Source organism: Streptomyces kronopolitis (genome assembly GCF_050953795.1).
Lineage (GTDB): Bacteria > Actinomycetota > Actinomycetes > Streptomycetales > Streptomycetaceae > Streptomyces > Streptomyces kronopolitis_A.
On record NZ_CP191850.1, the window covers coordinates 5,839,891 to 5,858,002 of the forward strand.

Consider the following 18,112-nt stretch of genomic DNA (forward strand, 5'->3'; position numbering starts at 1 on the left):
GCATTTGTCGCACAGTTCGTGAGCAAACTCACAGGAAGATCGTTGAGTTCCCGTGCACGCCGCCGGGAATAGCGTGCATAGCCTGACGCTTTACACAGGTGCCCGAAGCGACAAGGCAGCTGTGGGCACGACCGGTTTCCCGAAGTTCCCCGAGATCGCCCGATCTCTCGACGACGCGAGGCATGACGCAGTGAAGACGACGATGTTCCGCAACATAGCCAACCCGCGGCGCACCACCCTGGCCCACCTCGAGGACGCCGCCGAGCTCGGCACCGAGGCCGCGGAGCACACCGTCGACCTGCCGGCCCGCACCGCCAACCCGCGGCGGACGGTCCTGATGGACGCACCCGCCCAGGACGCGTCGGCGTAAGCGGCGACGGAGCGGCGGCGGCCCCGCGATAGCCTGGAGTGTCAACTCCGGCCAGTGATCAATGAGGGGCAGCGGCAACCCGTGCGCATCGCCAGATTCTCCATCGACGGCAACGTCGGATTCGGCGTCGTCGAAGGCGACGAACTCGACGTCATCAAGGGACACCCCTTCGCCGAATTCGAGCGCTCGGGCCAGAAGGTCCCCCTCGACAAGGTCCGGCTGCTGCCGCCCGTCCTGCCCAACAAGGTCGTGGCCATCGGCCGCAACTACGCCGAGCACGCCGCCGAGCTGGGCAACGCCGTCCCGGACGTGCCGGTCACCTTCTTCAAGCCGTCCACCTCGGTGATCGGCCCCGGCGACCCCATCGGGTACCCCTCCTTCTCCCAGGAGGTGCACCACGAGGCGGAGCTCGCCGTCGTCATCGGCCGGATGTGCCGTGAGGTGCCCCGCGAGCGCGCCAGGGACGTCATCCTCGGCTACACCTGCGCCAACGACATCACCGCGCGCGATGTACAGAAGCGTGAGGCGCAGTGGGCCCGGGCCAAGGGCTTCGACGGCTCCTGCCCGCTCGGCCCCTGGGTCGAGACCGGGCTGGACCCCGCGGACATCGCCGCCGGCCTCGCCGTCCAGTGCACGGTCAACGGCGAACAGCGCCAGCTCGGCCGCACCAGCGACATGGTCCGCCCGGTCGAGGACCTCATCGTCCACATCTCCGAGGCGATGACCCTGCTCCCCGGCGACGTCATCCTCACGGGCACCCCGGCCGGGGTCGGCCCCCTCAACGTCGGCGACGAGGTCGCCGTCACCATCGAAGGCATCGGCACTCTCACCAACAAGGTGATCAAGCGTGGCTAACGCGACCCCCGGCACCCCCGTCCGCGTACGGTTCTGCCCCTCCCCGACCGGCAACCCCCATGTCGGCCTGATCCGTACCGCCCTGTTCAACTGGGCCTACGCCCGGCACCACAAGGGCACCCTGGTCTTCCGGATCGAGGACACCGACGCGGCCCGCGACTCCGAGGAGTCCTACCACCAGCTGCTGGACTCGTTCCACTGGCTCGGCTTCGACTGGGACGAGGGCCCCGAGGTCGGCGGCCCGCACGCGCCCTACCGGCAGTCCCAGCGGATGGACCGCTACAAGGACGTCGCCGAAAAGCTGCTCGCGGCCGGTCACGCCTACCACTGCTACTGCACCACCGAAGAGCTGGACACCCGCCGCGAGGCCGCCCGCGCCGCCGGCCGCCCCTCCGGCTACGACGGCACCTGCCGCACCCTCACCGCCGAGCAGCAGGCCGCGTACGAGGCGGAGGGTCGCAGCTCCATCGTCCGCTTCCGGATGCCCGACGAGCCGATCACCTTCCATGACCTGGTGCGCGGCGAGCTGACCTTCACCCCGGACAACGTTCCGGACTACGGCATCGTGCGCGCCAACGGCGCCCCGCTGTACACCCTGGTCAACCCCGTCGACGACGCCCTGATGGAGATCACCCACGTCCTGCGCGGCGAGGACCTGCTCTCCTCCACCCCCCGCCAGATCGCCCTGTACAAGGCGCTGATCGAGCTGGGCGTGGCCAAGGAGATCCCGGCCTTCGGCCACCTCCCGTACGTCATGGGCGAGGGCAACAAGAAGCTCTCCAAGCGCGACCCGCAGGCGAACCTCAACCTCTACCGCGAGCGCGGCTTCCTCCCCGAGGGCCTGCTCAACTACCTCGCCCTGCTCGGCTGGTCCTTCTCCGCCGACCAGGACCTCTTCTCGGTGTCCGACCTGATCGAGAAGTTCGAGATCGAGGACGTCAACGCCAACCCGGCCCGCTTCGACCTGAAGAAGGCCGAGGCGATCAACGCCGACCACATCCGGCGGCTGGACGTGCCGGACTTCATCACGGCCTGCGAGCCCTGGCTGAAGGCCCCGCACGCCAACTGGGCCCCCGAGGACTTCGACGAGGCCGCCTGGCGGGCCATCGCCCCGCACGCCCAGACCCGCATGACCGTCCTCTCCGAGATCACCGCCAATGTCGACTTCCTGTTCCTGAAGGAGCCGGTCGAGGACGAGGCGTCCTGGACGAAGGCGATGAAGGGCGACCCGGCCGCGCTGCTCACCACGGCCCGCGCCAGGCTCGACGCCGCCGACTGGGCCTCCGGCCCCGAGCCCCTCAAGGAGGCCGTCCTGGCCGCCGGCGAGGAGCACGGCCTCAAGCTCGGCAAGGCCCAGGCTCCCGTCCGGGTGGCGGTCACCGGCCGCACGGTCGGCCTGCCCCTCTTCGAGTCCCTGGAGATCCTCGGCAAGGAGCGCACGCTCCGGCGGATCGACGCGGCACTGGCCAAGCTCGCGGGCTGACCCCGCAGCGCCACCCGGGCCCGGAAGCCACCACGGCTTCCGGGCCCGCGGTGTGTCCGGACCCGGTCCGCCGGGCCGGCGCCCCGGGCACAATGGCGATACCGGCACCAGGAAGGCTGATCATGACCGCGCACGCCGACCGCCCGCCCGCCCCGGCACACCCCCCGCCCCCGGGCACCCCGCTGCGCGCCGTCCTCTGGGACGTCGACGACACCCTCTTCGACTACACCGGGTCGGACCGCGCCGGCGTGCTGCGACACCTGCGGGCCGAAGGGATCCTGGCGGCGTACGGCGGCGAGGAGGCGGCACTCACGCGCTGGCGCCACGCCATGGAGACCGAGTTCGCCCGCTTCCTCGCCGGCGAGCTCGGATTTCTCGATCACCGCAGGGCGCGGACCCGGACGTTCCTGGACCGCCCGCTGTCCGACGCCGACGCGGACGCCTGGTTCGGCCGGTACCTCACCCACTACGAAGCCTGCTGGACGCTCTTCCCCGACTCGCTGCCCGCGCTGGAGGCGCTGACCCCGCTGGTACGGCAGGCGGTGCTGTCCAACGCCGCCACCGCCAACCAGGAGCGCAAGCTGACCGCCCTGGGAATCCGGGAACGCTTCGAGGCGGTGCTCTGCGCCGATGAACTGGGGCACGCCAAGCCCGCCGCCGAGGCGTTCGACCGTGCCTGTCAGGCGCTCGGCCTAACGCCCCCCGAGGTCCTCTACGTCGGCGACCAGCTCGGCATCGACGCACTCGGCGCCCGGGACGCGGGCCTGGTCGCCGTATGGCTGGACCGGACGGGCGGGGAGCGCGACGAGGAGCCGCCGGAGGGGGTGCGCAGGATCGCGGGTCTGGCGGAGCTCCCGGACCTGTTGCGCGCAGTTACCGGTTTTGGTGCGCCGTCCACGATCAGGTAATGTTCTTCCTGCGCCGCCCGAGAGGGCCGAAAGGCCGGGCCGGGAAGCGCAGATCAAATCAAGCCCCCCACGGGGGGTTGTGTTTTGATGGCCTATGGTGTAATTGGCAGCACGACGGTTTCTGGTTCCGTTAGTCTAGGTTCGAGTCCTGGTAGGCCAGCTCGCAGAGCTCATCTGCACGCAGAGTCTCTCTGTACACGCCCCCGTTGTGTAGCGGCCTAGCACGCCGCCCTCTCAAGGCGGTAGCGCCGGTTCGAATCCGGTCGGGGGTACAGATCCTTCCCAGGGGGACAGTCCGGGTCGCACCCACTGTCGTTCATGCAGGATCGCTAGGGCCCCCGTTGTGTAGCGGCCTAGCACGCCGCCCTCTCAAGGCGGTAGCGCCGGTTCGAATCCGGTCGGGGGTACTGGTCTAAACCACCATGGGCTATGGTGTAATTGGCAGCACGACGGTTTCTGGTTCCGTTAGTCTAGGTTCGAGTCCTGGTAGCCCAGCGCAGCGTGTCCTCGGACAGGCTCAACTGCAGTAAGACTTGCCCCCGTTGTGTAGCGGCCTAGCACGCCGCCCTCTCAAGGCGGTAGCGCCGGTTCGAATCCGGTCGGGGGTACAGAGGGAAAAGCCCTCCGCATCATGCGGGGGGCTTTTTCGTGTCAACTGACGCTTCTGGCGCGGGGGTTGGGCTGGGGCCGTCGCGTCCGCGTTTGCCCCGGTCGCGGCGGTCGGGGTGTCGAACTCCGCGTCCGGATCCAGATCCTGTCCAGATCCCGGGTCAGGGTGGTGAGTTGGGCCGCCGCGGCGGTTCGACGGCGGCGCGCCGGCGCGCCGGGGTGACGGTCGCCGAGTCGTCGAGGGGGAGTTCCCGGCGGGCCGTGGACCGTGGGGAGTGGCGTCACGGCGGTGGGACGGTGGGTTCCCGCGGATGCTCCGACGGCGGGTACCGGGGCCCCGCGTGATCAAGGAGTCGGCCCGCGGCCGGGGGAGCGCCGCGGACCGGTGCGTGCCGCGGACCGGGGGTGGGCGCGCACGGGTCGCCCGCCACCGGAGCGAGGCCCGGGGCAGTGGGCGGCCCGTGCGGCCCCGCCCCCGCGGGTGTGCGGGACGGGGGCCACCGGTTTCGTCTCAGCCGCTGCGGCGCAGACCCTCGGAGAGGCGGGCCGCCGCGTCGATGACCGCCTGGGCGTGCATCCGGCCGGGGTGGCGGGTCAGCCGCTCGATCGGGCCGGAGACCGAGACGGAGGCCACCACGCGGTTGGAGGGGCCGCGTACCGGCGCGGAGACCGAGGCCACGCCCGGCTCCCGCTCGCCGATCGACTGGGCCCAGCCGCGGCGCCGTACGCCCGACAGGGCCGTGGCCGTGAAGCGTGCGCCCTGCAGGCCGCGGTGCAGCCGCTCGGGCTCCTCCCAGGCCATCAGGATCTGGGCGGCCGAGCCGGCCTTCATGGGGAGCGTGGAGCCGACCGGGACGGTGTCCCGCAGTCCGGACAGCCGTTCCGCCGCCGCCACGCAGATCCGCATGTCGCCCTGCCGGCGATAGAGCTGCGCGCTCTCGCCGGTCACATCGCGCAGATGCGTGAGCACCGGTCCCGCCGTGGCCAGCAGGCGGTCCTCGCCGGCCGCCGCGGCCAGCTCGGAGAGCCGCGGGCCCAGGATGAACCGGCCCTGCATGTCCCTCGCCACCATCCGGTGGTGTTCCAGTGCCACGGCCAGACGGTGGGCCGTGGGCCGTGCGAGCCCTGTCGCCGCGACCAGCCCGGCGAGGGTGGCCGGACCGGACTCCAGGGCACTCAAAACCAGAGCTGCCTTGTCGAGAACGCCGACGCCGCTAGAGTTGTCCATGCAACGATACTCGCGTCTCACACTGTGAAACGCAAGTTCAATTTTCCGGGGAAGTCGTCAATCTGTAGGTGTGGCCCTCTACCAGGGCCCGGCGTACGGCCCGGCAAGGGGATTTCTGCGGGCATCGCGCACGGACGAGTAAGGCCGGCACTGCGGCCGGCCGGAGGGAAAGCGATGGGACGGACACTCGCGGAGAAGGTCTGGGACGACCATGTCGTCCGGCGCGCGGAAGGCGAGCCCGACCTTCTCTTCATCGATCTGCACCTGCTGCACGAGGTCACCAGCCCGCAGGCGTTCGACGGTCTCCGCAAGGTCGGCCGCCAGGTGCGCCGTACGGACCTGACCATCGCCACCGAGGATCACAACACCCCGACCCTCGACATCGACAAGCCGATCGCCGACCCGGTCTCGCGCACCCAGCTGGAGACGCTGCGCAAGAACTGCGCCGAGTTCGGGGTCCGGCTGCACCCGCTCGGCGATGTCGAGCAGGGCGTCGTCCACGTCGTGGGACCGCAGTTGGGACTGACCCAGCCCGGCACCACCGTGGTCTGCGGTGACAGCCACACCTCCACCCACGGAGCCTTCGGCGCGCTGGCGTTCGGCATCGGCACCAGCCAGGTCGAGCACGTGCTGGCCACCCAGACGCTGCCGCTGGCCCCGTTCAAGACCATGGCGATCACCGTCGACGGCGAGCTGCCCGACGGGGTGACGGCCAAGGACCTGATCCTGGCGATCATCGCCCGGATCGGCACCGGCGGCGGCCAGGGCTACGTCCTGGAGTACCGCGGTCAGGCCATCGAGCAGCTGTCGATGGAAGCCCGGATGACCATCTGCAACATGTCGATCGAGGCGGGCGCCCGGGCCGGCATGATCGCCCCCGACCGGACCACCTTCGACTACCTCCAGGGGCGCGACCACGCCCCCGTGGGCGAGGACTGGGACGCGGCGGTCGCCTACTGGGAGACGCTGCGCACGGACGACGACGCGGTCTTCGACGCCGAGGTCTACATCGACGCCTCCGAACTGGCCCCGTTCGTCACCTGGGGCACCAACCCGGGCCAGGGCGCGCCGCTTTCGGCAGCCGTCCCCGACCCGGCTTCGTACGAGGACGCCTCGGAGCGCCACGCCGCCGAAAAGGCCCTGGAATACATGGGGTTGACAGCCGGCCAGCCGCTGCGCGACATCAAGGTGGACACCGTCTTCGTAGGTTCGTGCACCAACGGCCGGATCGAGGACCTGCGCTCCGCGGCCGCGATCCTGGAGGGCCGCCGGGTCGCCGACGACGTGCGGATGCTCATCGTCCCCGGCTCGGTCCGGGTCTCCCTGGAGGCGGTCGCCGAGGGCCTGGACAAGGTCTTCACCGCGGCCGGCGCCGAATGGCGGCACGCGGGCTGCTCGATGTGCCTGGGCATGAACCCCGACCAGCTGGCGCCCGGCGAGCGCTCCGCGTCCACCTCGAACCGCAACTTCGAGGGCCGACAGGGCAAGGGCGGCCGCACCCACCTGGTCTCGCCGCAGGTCGCCGCCGCAACGGCGGTTCTCGGCCATCTGGCCTCACCGGCCGACCTGTCCTCGGCGGCCGGCCAGTCCGACGTCGCCACGCCCGCGGGAGTCTGAACCATGGAAGCCTTCACCACCCACACCGGCCGGGCCGTCCCGCTGCGCCGCAGCAATGTCGACACCGACCAGATCATCCCTGCTCACTGGCTCAAGAAGGTCACCCGCGACGGTTTCGAGGACGGGCTGTTCGAGGCCTGGCGCAAGGACCCGGAGTTCGTCCTCAACCAGGAGCGCTACCAGGGCGCCACGGTGCTGGTCGCCGGCCCCGACTTCGGCACCGGCTCCTCCCGTGAGCACGCCGTCTGGGCGCTGCAGAACTACGGTTTCAAGGCCGTCATCTCCTCGCGGTTCGCGGACATCTTCCGTGGCAACTCACTCAAGAACGGGTTGCTGACCGTGGTCCTGCCGCAGGAGACCGTCGACCGCCTCCAGCGGCTGGTGGAGGCCGACCCGGCCGCCGAGGTGACGGTCGACCTGGTCGGCAGGCAGGTCCGGGCCGAGGGCGTCAGCGCCGACTTCGAGCTGGACGAGAATGCGCGTTGGCGCCTCCTGGAGGGGCTGGACGACATCAGCCTCACCCTTCGGGAGGAGTCGTCCATCGTGGAGTACGAGGCGAACAGGCCGTCGTTCAAACCGCGCACCCTCGAGGTCTGACCTCGGGTTTTTGGCTCAAAGCGTTATTGCGTACGATGCGCCCCCTGTGCAGTTGGCAGGGGGCGCATCGCCGTGTCGGGGCCGCTGTTGAGGCCCCGTGAAGCGACAACTCGCCGCAGATGGCACAATTAGCGCATGGAACGCGACGACCAACTCGAGCTCTACGGAGTTGTCGCCGACCGGCTCAAGGTCGCACACGCAAGAGTGCGGACACTGCAAGTCCCGGAGGGCGTACGGATGGCGCTGACCCGGAAGCTGCTCGTCATCACGGCCGCGGCTAAACACGATCTTGCGGACGCGGCAAGGCGTCTGGAGTGGTTCATGGCTGACCTCGACGAAGGTCGTTATCCCGAAGATGTGCACGCCGACGGAAGTCCGTGAAGGTCGACTTCGTTGCGGCACAAGGGTGATTAGCCCGTTTCGTGTTTGATTTGCGGTATATATCTGCCTAACGTGCGAAAAAGCTTGGAACTTTCCTTCCAGCAATGTCTCCGAAGGGGAAGACGTGAACAAGGCGCAGCTCGTAGAAGCCATTGCCGACAAGCTCGGCGGCCGCCAGAACGCCGCGGAAGCGGTGGACGCCGTACTGGACGCAATCGTCCGTTCCGTGGTCTCCGGCGACCGTGTTTCGGTCACCGGATTCGGTTCGTTCGAGAAGGTCGACCGCCCGGCCCGCTACGCCCGCAACCCGCAGACGGGTGAGCGCGTGCGGGTCAAGAAGACCTCGGTGCCGCGTTTCCGCGCCGGACAGGGCTTCAAGGACCTGGTGAGCGGCTCGAAGAAGCTCCCCAAGGGTGGCGAGGTCTCCGTCAAGAAGGCTCCCAAGGGCAGCCTGACCGGCGGCACGGCCATCAAGAAGGCCGCGGCGAAGAAGGCCACCGCCAAGAAGGCCGCCGCCAAGAAGACGACCACGGCCAAGAAGGCCGCGGCGAAGAAGACCACGGCGGCGAAGAAGGCCACCGCGAAGAAGACCACGGCCAAGAAGACGACGGCGAAGAAGACCGCCGCCAAGAAGGCCACCACGGCCAAGAAGACCACCGCCAAGAAGGCCACGGCGAAGAAGACCGCCCCCGCCAAGAAGGCGACGGCGAAGAAGGCCCCGGCGAAGAAGGCCACGGCGCGCAAGACCACCGCCAAGAAGACCACCGCCCGCAAGCGGTAATTCGGCATCGACGGTGCACGCGCCGGGCCGGTCTCCCTTCGGGGAGCCCGGCCCGCGGTGCGTCCGGGGGCCGTCTAGGCTCTCTTCCATGCAGGCCACCGCGTACACCTACGACTCCGAGACCCGCTCCGGCAGCGTGCTGCTGGACGACGGCACCCCGCTGCCCTTCGACGCCGCGGCCTTCGACGCCGGCGGGCTGTTGCTGCTGCGCCCCGGTCAGCGCGTGCGCATCGACCTCACCGGCGACGGGGACGAGCGGCGCATCGAGCTGATCACGCTCCAGACGCTCTGACCTGCGGCGGCCGCTGCCGCCCCGGCCCCGCGGGCGGGCCGTCCCCGGCCGCCCCGCCGGCGAGACGGGGGGTCTGCAGCGCGGTGTGCGGGCCCACGCCCAGCGCCAGCGCGGCCCGCAGGTCCTCGGCGGTGTCCACGTCCCGGCGCACCGACGGCACCCGGTGCGCGGTCAGCTCCCGAGCCCCCGACGCCAGGTGACGGGCCCGCGACGCACCCCCGAATGCCGGTTCCAATTCCGCGCCGGAAGTCGCGGTCAGAAGTGTTGTCCCGATATCCGCCGCGTCCGCGAGAAATGCGCGGGGGAATTGCGAAGCGGAATGGAGCACCAGTTCCAGTTCGGCGGGGCGCAGCGCCGGCAGATCGGCGTTCAGCGCGGCGAGGGGCGCGCCCGGGCGACGCGCCCGGACCGCGTCCGCGCCGTGGGCCAGCGCGGCGTTGAGCCCCCGGGCCGGTGTGTCGGGAACGACGCGCGCGCCCAGCCCCGCCAGCCGCCCGCCGGCCAGCCGGTCATCCGTGACAACCACCACATCCCGGACGTTCGCGCAGGCCAGCGCCGCTGTCACGGTGTCGAGGGCGAACGCGAGGGCCAGCCGGGGGCGGAACTCCTCGCCGGCGGCCCCGGAAAGCCTGCTCTTGGCCCGCACCAGCGGTTTCAGCGGCACCACCAGGCTCCATGCGGCCGCCGCCCCGCCCTCTGCTCCGTCGCTTCGCATCGGCGCCATTCTCCCCTGCTGCCGCCGCTCTCCGGGAGCGTCGGGGTTACGGTGTCCTCGACAGAGCGGGTACCTGGGGCGACACTTGTGCGGCTGCCGGCCCGCAGCAGCTTCACAGGTCCCCACAAGGAGGGTGTCCCAGTGTCCCGCCGCAGAATCGGCTTCTGGTACCGCTTGGCCGCGGTCATCTGCAAACCGCCGCTCTTGGTTCTGTTCAAGCGGGACTGGCGAGGAATGGAGCACATTCCGGCCGACAGCGGATTTATCACCGCCGTCAACCACAACTCGTATCTCGACCCGCTCTCCTATGCGCACTATCAGTACAACACCGGGCGGGTCCCGCGATTCCTGGCCAAGGCGGGCCTCTTCAAGAGCGGCTTTGTCGGCCTGATGATGCGCGGCACCGGGCAGATCCCCGTCTACCGGGAAACCACCGACGCCGCCACCGCCTTCCGGGCCGCCGTCAGCGCCATCGAGAAGGGCGAATGCGTCGCCTTCTACCCCGAGGGCACCCTCACCCGCGACCCGGACCTGTGGCCGATGCAGGGCAAGACCGGTGCCGCGCGGGTGGCCCTGCTGACGAAGGCGCCGGTCATCCCCGTCGCGCAGTGGGGCGCGCACGACGCGATGCCGCCCTACGCCAAGGAGAAGAAGCTGCGCCTCCTGCCGCGCAAGACGCTGCGGGTGCAGGCGGGGCCGCCGGTCGACCTGAGCGCGTTCCACGGCCAGGAGCCGACCGCCGAGGTGCTGCGGGCCGTCACCGAGGTCATCATGGCCGCCGTCACCGAGCAGCTGGCCCTCCTGCGCGGCGAGCCCGCGCCGGCCGAACCGTACGACTGGCGCAAGGCGGTCGCCCGGGAGCGCCGGGCCGCCCGCGAAGCCGCCAGGGCGGGCAAGGGCGCCGCCGCGGCCCCCGCCGGGCCGGCCGCCGCCCCGGAACCGGCCGTCGGCCCGCAGCAGGCCCGAAGCACCCAGCAGGCACAGGAGGATGAAAGCAAGTGACGCGCTGCGCCGTCTACGGCACGGGGTCCTGGGGTACCGCCTTCGCGATGGTGCTCGCCGACGCGGGCTGCGAGGTGTCCCTGTGGGGGCGCCGCCCGGCTCTGGTCGACGCCGTCAACAACGGCCGTACCAACCCCGACTACCTGCCGGGGGTCGAGCTCCCCGCGTCCGTACGGGCCACCACCGACCCGGCGGAAGCGGCGCGCGGCGCGGAGTTCGCCGTGCTGGCCGTCCCCGCCCAGACGCTGCGCGGCAACCTCGCCGAATGGGCGCCCCTGCTGTCCGACGGCACGGTCCTGGTGTCCCTGATGAAGGGCGTCGAACTGGGCACGGCCAAGCGGATGAGCGAGGTCATCGAGGAGGTCGCGAAGGTGCCGGCGGAGCAGGTCGCGGTGCTGACCGGCCCCAACCTCGCCAAGGAGGTCGCCGCCCGGCAGCCCGCCACCGCCGTCGTGGCCTGCGCCGACGAGGAGGTCGCCCGGCGCTTCCAGACCGCCTGCCACACCGCGTACTTCCGCCCGTACACCAACACCGACGTGGTGGGCTGTGAACTGGGCGGCGCGGTCAAGAACGTCATCGCGCTCGCCGTCGGCATCGCCACCGGCATGGGCCTGGGCGACAACGCCAAGGCGTCCCTGATCACCCGCGGGCTGGCCGAGACCACCCGGCTCGGCCTGGCGATGGGCGCCGACGCGCACACCTTCGCCGGTCTGGCCGGCATGGGCGACCTCGTCGCCACCTGCTCCTCGCCGCTGTCGCGCAACAACACCTTCGGCACCAACCTCGGCCGGGGGATGACGCTGGAGGAGACCATCGCGGTCACCAAGCAGACCGCCGAGGGCGTCAAATCCTGCGAATCCGTGCTGGATCTGGCCCGCCGGCACGGCGTCGACATGCCGCTCACCGAGACGGTCGTCGAGATCGTCCACGAGGGCAAGCAGCCGATGGCCGCCCTGAAGGATCTGATGGCGCGCAGCGCCAAGTCCGAGCGGCACCGCTAGCGGAACCGATTCATCCGGTTCTGCGCGGTCCGTCGGGGGCCCGTGCTCCGCGACGGCCCCCGCGGACGGCGGCGCGACGTCTCCGACGGCCGCCGCAGCACTGACTCCGCGCCGGTCAGCAGGTACGCTCAACGCGATATGAGCAGCCAGACCTCCTCCCACAAGCCCCGCGTCGCCGTCGTGTTCGGCGGACGCAGCTCCGAGCACCAGATCTCCGTCCTGACCGCCGGAGCGGTGCTGCGTGCCATCGACCGCGACAAGTACGACGTGCTGCCGATCGGCATCACCACCGACGGGCGCTGGGCGCTGACCGCCGACGACCCCGAGCGGATGGCCATCACGGACCGGCGCCTGCCCAGCGTGGCCGAGCTCGCCGAGTCCGCCGAGGGCGGCGTGGTGCTCCCCGTCGACCCGACCAACCGCGAGGTCGTCTACACCGAGCCGGGATCGGTGCCCAAGGCGCTGGGCGAGGTCGATGTGGTCTTCCCCGTGCTGCACGGCCCCTACGGCGAGGATGGCACCCTGCAGGGCCTGCTGGAGCTCTCCGGCGTCCCCTACGTCGGCTCGGGCGTGCTCGCCTCCGCCGTGGGCCAGGACAAGGACTACATGAAGCGGGTGTTCACCTCCTTCGGGCTGCCCGTCGGCCCCTACGAGGTCATCCGCCCGCGGGAGTGGGACAACGACCCCGCGGCGGCCCGCAAGAAGATCGTGGACTTCGCCGCGGAGCACGGCTGGCCGCTCTTCGTGAAGCCCGCCCGGGCCGGCTCCTCCATCGGCATCACCAAGGTCGACGACCTCGGCGGCCTGGACGAGGCCATCGAGGAGGCCCGCAGACACGACCCGAAGATCCTGGTGGAGGCGCTGCTGCGCGGCCGGGAGATCGAGTGCGGGGTGCTGGAGTTCGCCGACGGCCCGCGGGCCAGCGTGCCGGCCGAGATCCCGCCGGTCAGCGCGCACGACTTCTACGACTTCGACGCCAAGTACATCGACTCCGCCGCCGGCATCGTGCCGGCGCCGCTGAGCGCCGAGGAGACCGCCGAGGTCCAGGAGCTGGCCGTCGCGGCCTTCGAGGCGGCGTCCTGCGAGGGCCTGGTGCGCGCGGACTTCTTCCTCCGGGACAACGGCGAGTTCGTGATCAACGAGATCAACACCCTGCCCGGCTTCACGCCGATCTCCATGTACCCGCGGATGTGGCAGGAGAGCGGTGTGAGCTACCCGGAGCTGATCGACCGGCTGCTGCAGGCCGCACTGCAGCGCTCCACGGGTCTGCGCTGAGCCGCGCGGCCGGCCTCCGGGCCGGCCGCCGCAGCGGGCCTAGACCCCCGCGGGGACGGTCCTGCCGACGGCGCGGGCGAGATCGGTGAGCACATTGACCTCGGGGGCGTACTTCCCGGGCACGGTCACCTCGACATAGGCCTTCCGCAGCACCGTCGTGAAGCGGTAGCCGTCGTCCTGCTTCTCGAAGAGCCACTGGACCCCGTTGACTTCCGCCGCCTCGGCGTCAGGGTTGTAATGTTCACTCCCGTACGTCAGGACGTCGGGCTTCGGCACCCCGCAGCGCAGTTTCACGGCAGGATCGCCCCACATGGCAGTGAAGTCCGAGACCGGTTCGGCGTCGCCCCGCTCCAGCCCGTCCACGGTGCGCGGCAACTGCGTGTGGAGCGCCCGGCAATACCGTGCCGCCTCCCCTTTCGGGGAGGGCACGGCCACGTCACCGGGCGAGGAACAGCTCACCGCGGCGATCAGCACGGTGAGCGGGGGAAGGACCAGATACCGGCGGCGCGCAGAGATCACCCGGCAGAGGATACGGGGGAGCTAGAGATGGACGACGGGGCAGGTCAGGGTGCGCGTGATGCCGTCCACTTGCTGGACCTTCGCGACCACCATGCGGCCCAGCTCATCGACGGTGTCGGCCTGCGCGCGCACGATGACGTCATAGGGCCCGGTCACGTCCTCGGCCTGGAGCACACCGGTCAGGGTGGAGATCACCTCGGCTACCGCCGAGGCCTTGCCGACCTCGGTCTGGATCAGGATGTAGGCCTGTACCACGGAACCTCCAGGGCGGCTACGAGGATCATGTGGGAAGAAGGGACGCCACGGTACCGCGTCACCGGGCGGAGCGGGGAGACCCGCGCGGTGAACACCGAGAGTGCGGCACAGTCGTCAGCCACGTACGGACCGTCCGTACACATGGGAAGGGCAACAGCATGAAGGGCACCGTGGGCGAGCTGGGGGAATTCGGGCTGATCAGGGAGCTCACCTCCCGGCTCACCTCCACTCCGGCGGTACGGATCGGGCCGGGGGACGACGCCGCCGTGGTCACCGCGCCGGACCGCAGGGTGGTCGCCAGCACCGACATCCTCCTGGAGGGCCGGCACTTCCGGCGCGACTGGTCCACCGCCTACGACGTCGGCCGTAAGGCCGCCGCGCAGAACCTCGCCGACATCGCGGCGATGGGGGCGGTGCCCACCGCGATCCTGCTGGGCCTGGTCGTCCCCGCGGAACTCCCCGCGACCTGGCCGACCGAGCTGATGGACGGGCTGCGCGACGAGTGCCAGGTGGCCGGTGCCGCGGTCGTCGGCGGGGACGTCGTCCGCGGCGACACCATCACCGTCGCGATCACCGCCCTGGGCGATCTGCGCAACCAGGAGCCGGTCACCCGCGCCGGTGCCCAGCCCGGTGACGTCGTCGCGGTGACCGGCTGGCTGGGCTGGTCCGCCGCCGGGCACGCCGTCCTCACCCGCGGATTCCGCTCGCCGCGCGCCTTCGTCGAGGCCCACCGCCGGCCCGAGCCGCCCTACCACGCGGGCCCGGCGGCCGCCGGGCTCGGCGCCACCGCCATGACGGACGTCAGCGACGGGCTGGTCGCCGACCTCGGGCACATCGCCGAGGCCAGCAAGGTCCGGATCGACCTGCGGTCCGCCGGCATCGACATCCCCTCGCAGATGTCCGACATCGGCACCGCCGTCGGCGTGGACCCGATGCAGTGGGTGCTCAACGGCGGTGAGGATCACGCGATCGTGGCGACTTTCCCGCCCGATGTGAAACTGCCCGCCCGCTGGAAGGTCATCGGCGAGGTGCTCCACCCCTCCGCGCTGCCCCAGGTGACGGTGGACGGCGCCCCCTGGCTGAAGGCCGGCTGGGACCACTTCGGCGACAACGGGGATGCCGAACAGCACCCGTGAGGACGTCCGCGGCCCCCGGGACGGGCGGCCGCGGGACGGCCCGGTGCCGCCGAGTAGATTCGGCGGTATGCACACACCTCCACGCGTCCTGACCGTCGCCGGGTCCGACTCCGGCGGCGGCGCCGGCATCCAGGCCGACCTGAAGACAATGCTGGCGCTCGGCACCCACGGCATGAGCGTGCTCACCGCCGTCACCGCCCAGAACTCCCTGGGCGTGCAGGGCGCGTGGGACCTGCCCGCCGAGGCCGTCCGCGCCCAGTTCCGCAGCGTCGTCGACGACATCGGCGTGCAGGCCGTCAAGACCGGGATGCTCTCCTCGGCGGAACTCGTCGAAACCGTCGCCGCACTACTCGCCGGCCTGCGGGTCCCGGTCGTCGTCGACCCCGTGGGGGTCTCCAAGCACGGCGATCCGCTGCTCGCGGCCGGCGCGCTGGACGCGGTCCGCACCGCGCTGCTGCCGACGGCCACCGTCGCCACCCCCAACCTGGACGAGGTCGCCCAGCTCACCGGCGTCCGCATCGAGGACGAGGCCGGTATGCGCCGGGCGGCCGCTGCGATCCTGGACTTCGGGCCGCGCTGGGCGCTGATCAAGGGCGGCCACCTGCCCGCCGGCGCCGCGGACAGCGCCGTGGACCTGCTCACCGACGGCACCGAGGAACACTGGCTGCGCGCCCCCCGCCACGACAACCGGCACACCCACGGCACCGGCTGCACCCTGGCCAGTGCCCTGGCCGCGCAGCTCGCCAAGGGGGACACCGTCCCGCAGGCCGCCGCGGCGGCGAAGGACTACGTCACCGGCGCGATCGCGGCCGGCTTCCGGCTGGGCGCGGGCATCGGCCCCGTCCACCACGGCTGGCGGCTGCGCGACGGGCACTGACGGGCCCGGACCCCGCGCTCCCACCGGGGGAGCCGCGGCCGCGGCTCCCCGCCCCGGGAAAGGCGAAAGCCGGCCCACCACGGAGGTGGACCGGCTTCACAAGCAACCGGCTGGGCTGCGCTACGGCTAAGACGTCAGCGCGAGACCTTGCCGGCCTTGATGCACGAGGTGCAGGCGTTCAGCTTCTTCGGCGTGCGCCCGATCACTGCACGCACCGTCTGGATGTTGGGGTTCCAACGACGGTTAGTGCGGCGATGCGAGTGCGAGACACTCTTGCCGAAGCCCGGCCCCTTGCCGCAGACGTCGCAGTTGGCAGCCACGGGTCACTCCAAAGACTTCAGATGCACTTACGGTGAATCCCGACGAGCCGAGTGCATTGCCCGACCGGCACCGTCAGGAGAGGAATGGCCCGATTCTCATCGGGCAACCGGAGCAGCATACAACGGCCGCTCCCGTAGAACGAAACTACCACGCACCCCCCGGCCCCCCGCCCCGGCCCCGTGGCCGCAGCGCGGCTACTGTGCGAGGCATCCCGCGACCCAGGAGGACGATGTGCCGCACCCGCTCGACGCCGCCACGGTCCGCTCCTGGTGCGGGCTGGCACTGGAGGCGCTCGGCCGGGACCGCGAGCGGATCGACGCGATCAACGTCTACCCGGTGGCCGACGGGGACACCGGCACCAACCTCTATCTGACGCTGGAATCCGCCGCCCGCGCGGTCGAGGCCGCCTTCGACGGGCAGGCCTCCGCCGGGACCGCGCCCCGCCTCGCCGACGCCATCGGCGCCATGGCGCACGGCGCCCTCATCGGGGCGCGCGGCAACTCCGGCACCATCCTGGCGCAGCTGCTGCGCGGGATGACGGAGGTGCTGGCCGCCGCCGACGGCTCGGGCCAGGCCCTGGGGCGGGCGCTGCGCCGCGCCGCCGCCTCGACGTACGAGGCCGTCGCCCACCCCGTGGAGGGCACCGTCCTGACGGTGGCGACCGACGCCGCCGACGCCGCCACCCGCCGCGCGGCCGACCCCACCGCCGGGGCCGCCGAGGTCGCCCGCGCCGCCCACGAGGGCGCGGCCGCCGCCCTGCGGGCGACCCCCGGGCAGCTGGCCGTGCTCGGCCGGGCCGGTGTCGTGGACGCCGGCGGCTGCGGGCTCGTGGCCGTCCTGGGGGCGCTGGCCGACGCGCTCTGCGGGGAGGTCTCGGCGACGCCGGTGGCCGTACGCGCCGACGCCCCGCTCCCGCGGGCGGTCGGCTGTGCCCGCGCCGCGGACGGCTGCGGGGACCCGGACGGGCCCGCCTTCGAGGTGATCTACCTGCTGGAGGCCGGGGACGCCGAGGTGGCGCGGCTGCGCGGACGGCTCGACGGGCTCGGCGACTCCCTGGTGGTGGTCGGCGGCGACGGGCTGTGGAACGTCCATGTCCATGTCGACGACGCCGGGGCCGCCGTGGAGGCCGGGATCGAGGCGGGCAGGCCGTACCGGATCCGCATCACCCACTTCGGCCGGGCCACACGCGCCGAGGAGCCGGCGATGACCGCGCGGGCCGTGGTCGCGGTGGTGCCGGGCGCCGGGCTCGCCGGGCTGTGCGTCCAGGCCGGCGCGACCCCGGTCACGGCGCGACCCGGGGAGCCGCCCGCCAGCGGCGAACTGGTCCAGGCGATCCGGCAGGCCCACGCCCGTGAGGTCATGCTGCTGCCCAACGACCCCGAGCTGCGGCACACCGCGGCGGCCGCCGCCGAACAGGCCCGCACCGAAGGCGTCCGGGTCGCGCTGATCCCCACCCGCTCCGCCGTCCAGGGCATCGCGGCGCTGGCCGTGCACGAGGCGGCGCGCAGCTTCGACGAGGACGTGGTCGCGATGACCGCGGCCGCGGGCGCCACCCGCTACGCGGAGCTGGCGGTCGCCGAGCGGCAGTCGTGGACGATGGCCGGCGTCTGCCAGGCCGGGGACATCCTCGGCCTGATCGACGGCGATGTCGCGGTGATCGGCACCGATCTGGTGCGGACGGCGACGACCGTGCTCGACCGGATGCTGTCGGCGGGCGGCGAGATGGTGACCCTGGTCCTCGGCGCCGGGGTGCCCGGCGCGCTCGGCGAGCGGCTGGAGCGGCATGTCCGCGAGCGCCATCTCGCCGTGGACACGGTGGTCTACGACGGCGGCCAGCAGGTGGTGCCGCTGCTCATCGGCGTGGAGTGAGCAGCGCCGGGACGCCGAACG

Annotated in this window: 20 protein-coding genes and 5 tRNA genes; 20 read left to right on the forward strand and 5 right to left on the reverse strand. The window is 71.6% G+C overall.

Annotated elements, in window-relative coordinates; translation table 11 throughout:
* Window positions 1–121: 121 nt before the first annotated feature.
* From ACQP17_RS25920 to ACQP17_RS25960, 9 genes are all read left to right on the forward strand, one after another.
* Window positions 122–370 carry a hypothetical protein gene (locus ACQP17_RS25920; RefSeq protein ID WP_433860088.1) on the forward strand — a complete coding sequence of 83 codons (249 nt, stop codon included), beginning with the start codon at window positions 122–124 and terminating at the stop codon, window positions 368–370.
* 81 nt (window positions 371–451) lie between these two features.
* A complete protein-coding gene (locus tag ACQP17_RS25925; protein ID WP_433858433.1) occupies window positions 452–1,225 on the forward strand; it encodes a fumarylacetoacetate hydrolase family protein in 774 nt (257 codons plus the stop codon).
* Window positions 1,218–2,708 (forward strand): glutamate--tRNA ligase, encoded by a 1,491-nt coding sequence (gene gltX, locus ACQP17_RS25930; protein WP_433858434.1) that lies wholly within the window; start codon window positions 1,218–1,220, stop codon window positions 2,706–2,708. Before ACQP17_RS25925 ends, gltX begins: the two co-directional genes overlap by 8 nt.
* Before the next feature lie 122 nt (window positions 2,709–2,830).
* The gene (locus tag ACQP17_RS25935) at window positions 2,831–3,616 is read left to right on the forward strand and encodes an HAD family hydrolase (RefSeq protein WP_433858435.1); all 786 of its coding nucleotides are present in this window, start codon (window positions 2,831–2,833) and stop codon (window positions 3,614–3,616) included.
* Window positions 3,617–3,704: 88 nt separating this feature from the next.
* A tRNA-Gln gene (locus tag ACQP17_RS25940) sits at window positions 3,705–3,776 on the forward strand.
* A 39-nt stretch (window positions 3,777–3,815) separates the two neighbouring features.
* Window positions 3,816–3,888 (forward strand) — tRNA-Glu (locus ACQP17_RS25945).
* 62 nt (window positions 3,889–3,950) lie between these two features.
* Window positions 3,951–4,023, forward strand: a tRNA-Glu gene (locus ACQP17_RS25950).
* 16 nt (window positions 4,024–4,039) lie between these two features.
* Window positions 4,040–4,111, forward strand: a tRNA-Gln gene (locus tag ACQP17_RS25955).
* Window positions 4,112–4,151: 40 nt separating this feature from the next.
* Window positions 4,152–4,224 (forward strand) — tRNA-Glu (locus ACQP17_RS25960).
* 512 nt (window positions 4,225–4,736) lie between these two features.
* On the opposite strand, the gene ndgR is transcribed toward ACQP17_RS25960, so the two are convergent.
* Window positions 4,737–5,453, reverse strand: a complete 717-nt coding sequence (ndgR, locus tag ACQP17_RS25965) for an IclR family transcriptional regulator NdgR (RefSeq protein WP_189099891.1) — start codon at window positions 5,451–5,453, stop codon at window positions 4,737–4,739.
* A 174-nt stretch (window positions 5,454–5,627) separates the two neighbouring features.
* On the opposite strand from ndgR, the gene leuC reads away from it, so the two are divergent.
* The 5 genes from leuC to ACQP17_RS25990 all read left to right on the forward strand — a co-directional run bounded on the left by leuC (window position 5,628) and on the right by ACQP17_RS25990 (window position 9,121).
* A complete protein-coding gene (leuC, locus tag ACQP17_RS25970; protein WP_433858436.1) occupies window positions 5,628–7,070 on the forward strand; it encodes a 3-isopropylmalate dehydratase large subunit in 1,443 nt (480 codons plus the stop codon).
* A 3-nt stretch (window positions 7,071–7,073) separates the two neighbouring features.
* Complete coding sequence (gene leuD, locus ACQP17_RS25975) at window positions 7,074–7,667, forward strand: 3-isopropylmalate dehydratase small subunit (protein WP_433858437.1); 594 nt, start codon at window positions 7,074–7,076, stop codon at window positions 7,665–7,667.
* A 135-nt stretch (window positions 7,668–7,802) separates the two neighbouring features.
* The gene (locus ACQP17_RS25980; protein WP_364878774.1) at window positions 7,803–8,048 is read left to right on the forward strand and encodes a hypothetical protein; all 246 of its coding nucleotides are present in this window, start codon (window positions 7,803–7,805) and stop codon (window positions 8,046–8,048) included.
* A 124-nt stretch (window positions 8,049–8,172) separates the two neighbouring features.
* Window positions 8,173–8,829, forward strand: a complete 657-nt coding sequence (locus tag ACQP17_RS25985; protein ID WP_364878776.1) for an HU family DNA-binding protein — start codon at window positions 8,173–8,175, stop codon at window positions 8,827–8,829.
* 88 nt (window positions 8,830–8,917) lie between these two features.
* Entirely contained in the window at window positions 8,918–9,121 is a 204-nt protein-coding gene (locus ACQP17_RS25990) for a hypothetical protein (RefSeq protein WP_364878778.1), read from the forward strand.
* On the opposite strand, the gene cofC is transcribed toward ACQP17_RS25990, so the two are convergent.
* Window positions 9,102–9,845 (reverse strand): 2-phospho-L-lactate guanylyltransferase, encoded by a 744-nt coding sequence (cofC, locus tag ACQP17_RS25995; protein WP_433858438.1) that lies wholly within the window; start codon window positions 9,843–9,845, stop codon window positions 9,102–9,104. The two genes, ACQP17_RS25990 and cofC, sit on opposite strands and share 20 nt — an antisense overlap.
* A gap of 132 nt (window positions 9,846–9,977) precedes the next feature.
* Between cofC and ACQP17_RS26000 the strand changes: the two genes are divergently transcribed.
* From ACQP17_RS26000 to ACQP17_RS26010, 3 genes are all read left to right on the forward strand, one after another.
* A complete protein-coding gene (locus tag ACQP17_RS26000; protein ID WP_364878782.1) occupies window positions 9,978–10,838 on the forward strand; it encodes a lysophospholipid acyltransferase family protein in 861 nt (286 codons plus the stop codon).
* Window positions 10,835–11,839 (forward strand): NAD(P)H-dependent glycerol-3-phosphate dehydrogenase, encoded by a 1,005-nt coding sequence (locus ACQP17_RS26005; RefSeq protein ID WP_364878784.1) that lies wholly within the window; start codon window positions 10,835–10,837, stop codon window positions 11,837–11,839. The genes ACQP17_RS26000 and ACQP17_RS26005 overlap by 4 nt, the downstream gene beginning before the upstream one ends.
* Window positions 11,840–11,977: 138 nt before the next feature.
* Window positions 11,978–13,114 carry a D-alanine--D-alanine ligase family protein gene (locus ACQP17_RS26010; RefSeq protein WP_364878786.1) on the forward strand — a complete coding sequence of 379 codons (1,137 nt, stop codon included), beginning with the start codon at window positions 11,978–11,980 and terminating at the stop codon, window positions 13,112–13,114.
* Window positions 13,115–13,153: 39 nt separating this feature from the next.
* On the opposite strand, the gene ACQP17_RS26015 is transcribed toward ACQP17_RS26010, so the two are convergent.
* Both ACQP17_RS26015 and ACQP17_RS26020 read right to left on the reverse strand, forming a co-directional pair.
* Window positions 13,154–13,633, reverse strand: a complete 480-nt coding sequence (locus tag ACQP17_RS26015) for a DUF3515 domain-containing protein (protein ID WP_433858439.1) — start codon at window positions 13,631–13,633, stop codon at window positions 13,154–13,156.
* A 21-nt stretch (window positions 13,634–13,654) separates the two neighbouring features.
* Window positions 13,655–13,888, reverse strand: coding sequence for an Lrp/AsnC ligand binding domain-containing protein (locus ACQP17_RS26020; RefSeq protein WP_189099910.1), 234 nt, complete (start codon window positions 13,886–13,888; stop codon window positions 13,655–13,657).
* 158 nt (window positions 13,889–14,046) lie between these two features.
* Here ACQP17_RS26020 and ACQP17_RS26025 point away from each other — a divergent pair, with 158 nt between their 5' ends.
* Together ACQP17_RS26025 and thiD are read left to right on the forward strand one after the other, a co-directional pair.
* Window positions 14,047–15,024: a thiamine-phosphate kinase gene (locus ACQP17_RS26025; RefSeq protein WP_433858440.1), complete on the forward strand. Its 978-nt coding sequence runs from the start codon at window positions 14,047–14,049 to the stop codon at window positions 15,022–15,024.
* 67 nt (window positions 15,025–15,091) lie between these two features.
* Window positions 15,092–15,901: a bifunctional hydroxymethylpyrimidine kinase/phosphomethylpyrimidine kinase gene (gene thiD, locus ACQP17_RS26030; RefSeq protein ID WP_433858441.1), complete on the forward strand. Its 810-nt coding sequence runs from the start codon at window positions 15,092–15,094 to the stop codon at window positions 15,899–15,901.
* A gap of 134 nt (window positions 15,902–16,035) precedes the next feature.
* On the opposite strand, the gene rpmB is transcribed toward thiD, so the two are convergent.
* Window positions 16,036–16,221: a 50S ribosomal protein L28 gene (gene rpmB, locus ACQP17_RS26035; RefSeq protein WP_006602870.1), complete on the reverse strand. Its 186-nt coding sequence runs from the start codon at window positions 16,219–16,221 to the stop codon at window positions 16,036–16,038.
* A gap of 232 nt (window positions 16,222–16,453) precedes the next feature.
* Here rpmB and ACQP17_RS26040 point away from each other — a divergent pair, with 232 nt between their 5' ends.
* The gene (locus tag ACQP17_RS26040) at window positions 16,454–18,091 is read left to right on the forward strand and encodes a DAK2 domain-containing protein (RefSeq protein ID WP_433858442.1); all 1,638 of its coding nucleotides are present in this window, start codon (window positions 16,454–16,456) and stop codon (window positions 18,089–18,091) included.
* Window positions 18,092–18,112 lie beyond the last annotated feature (21 nt).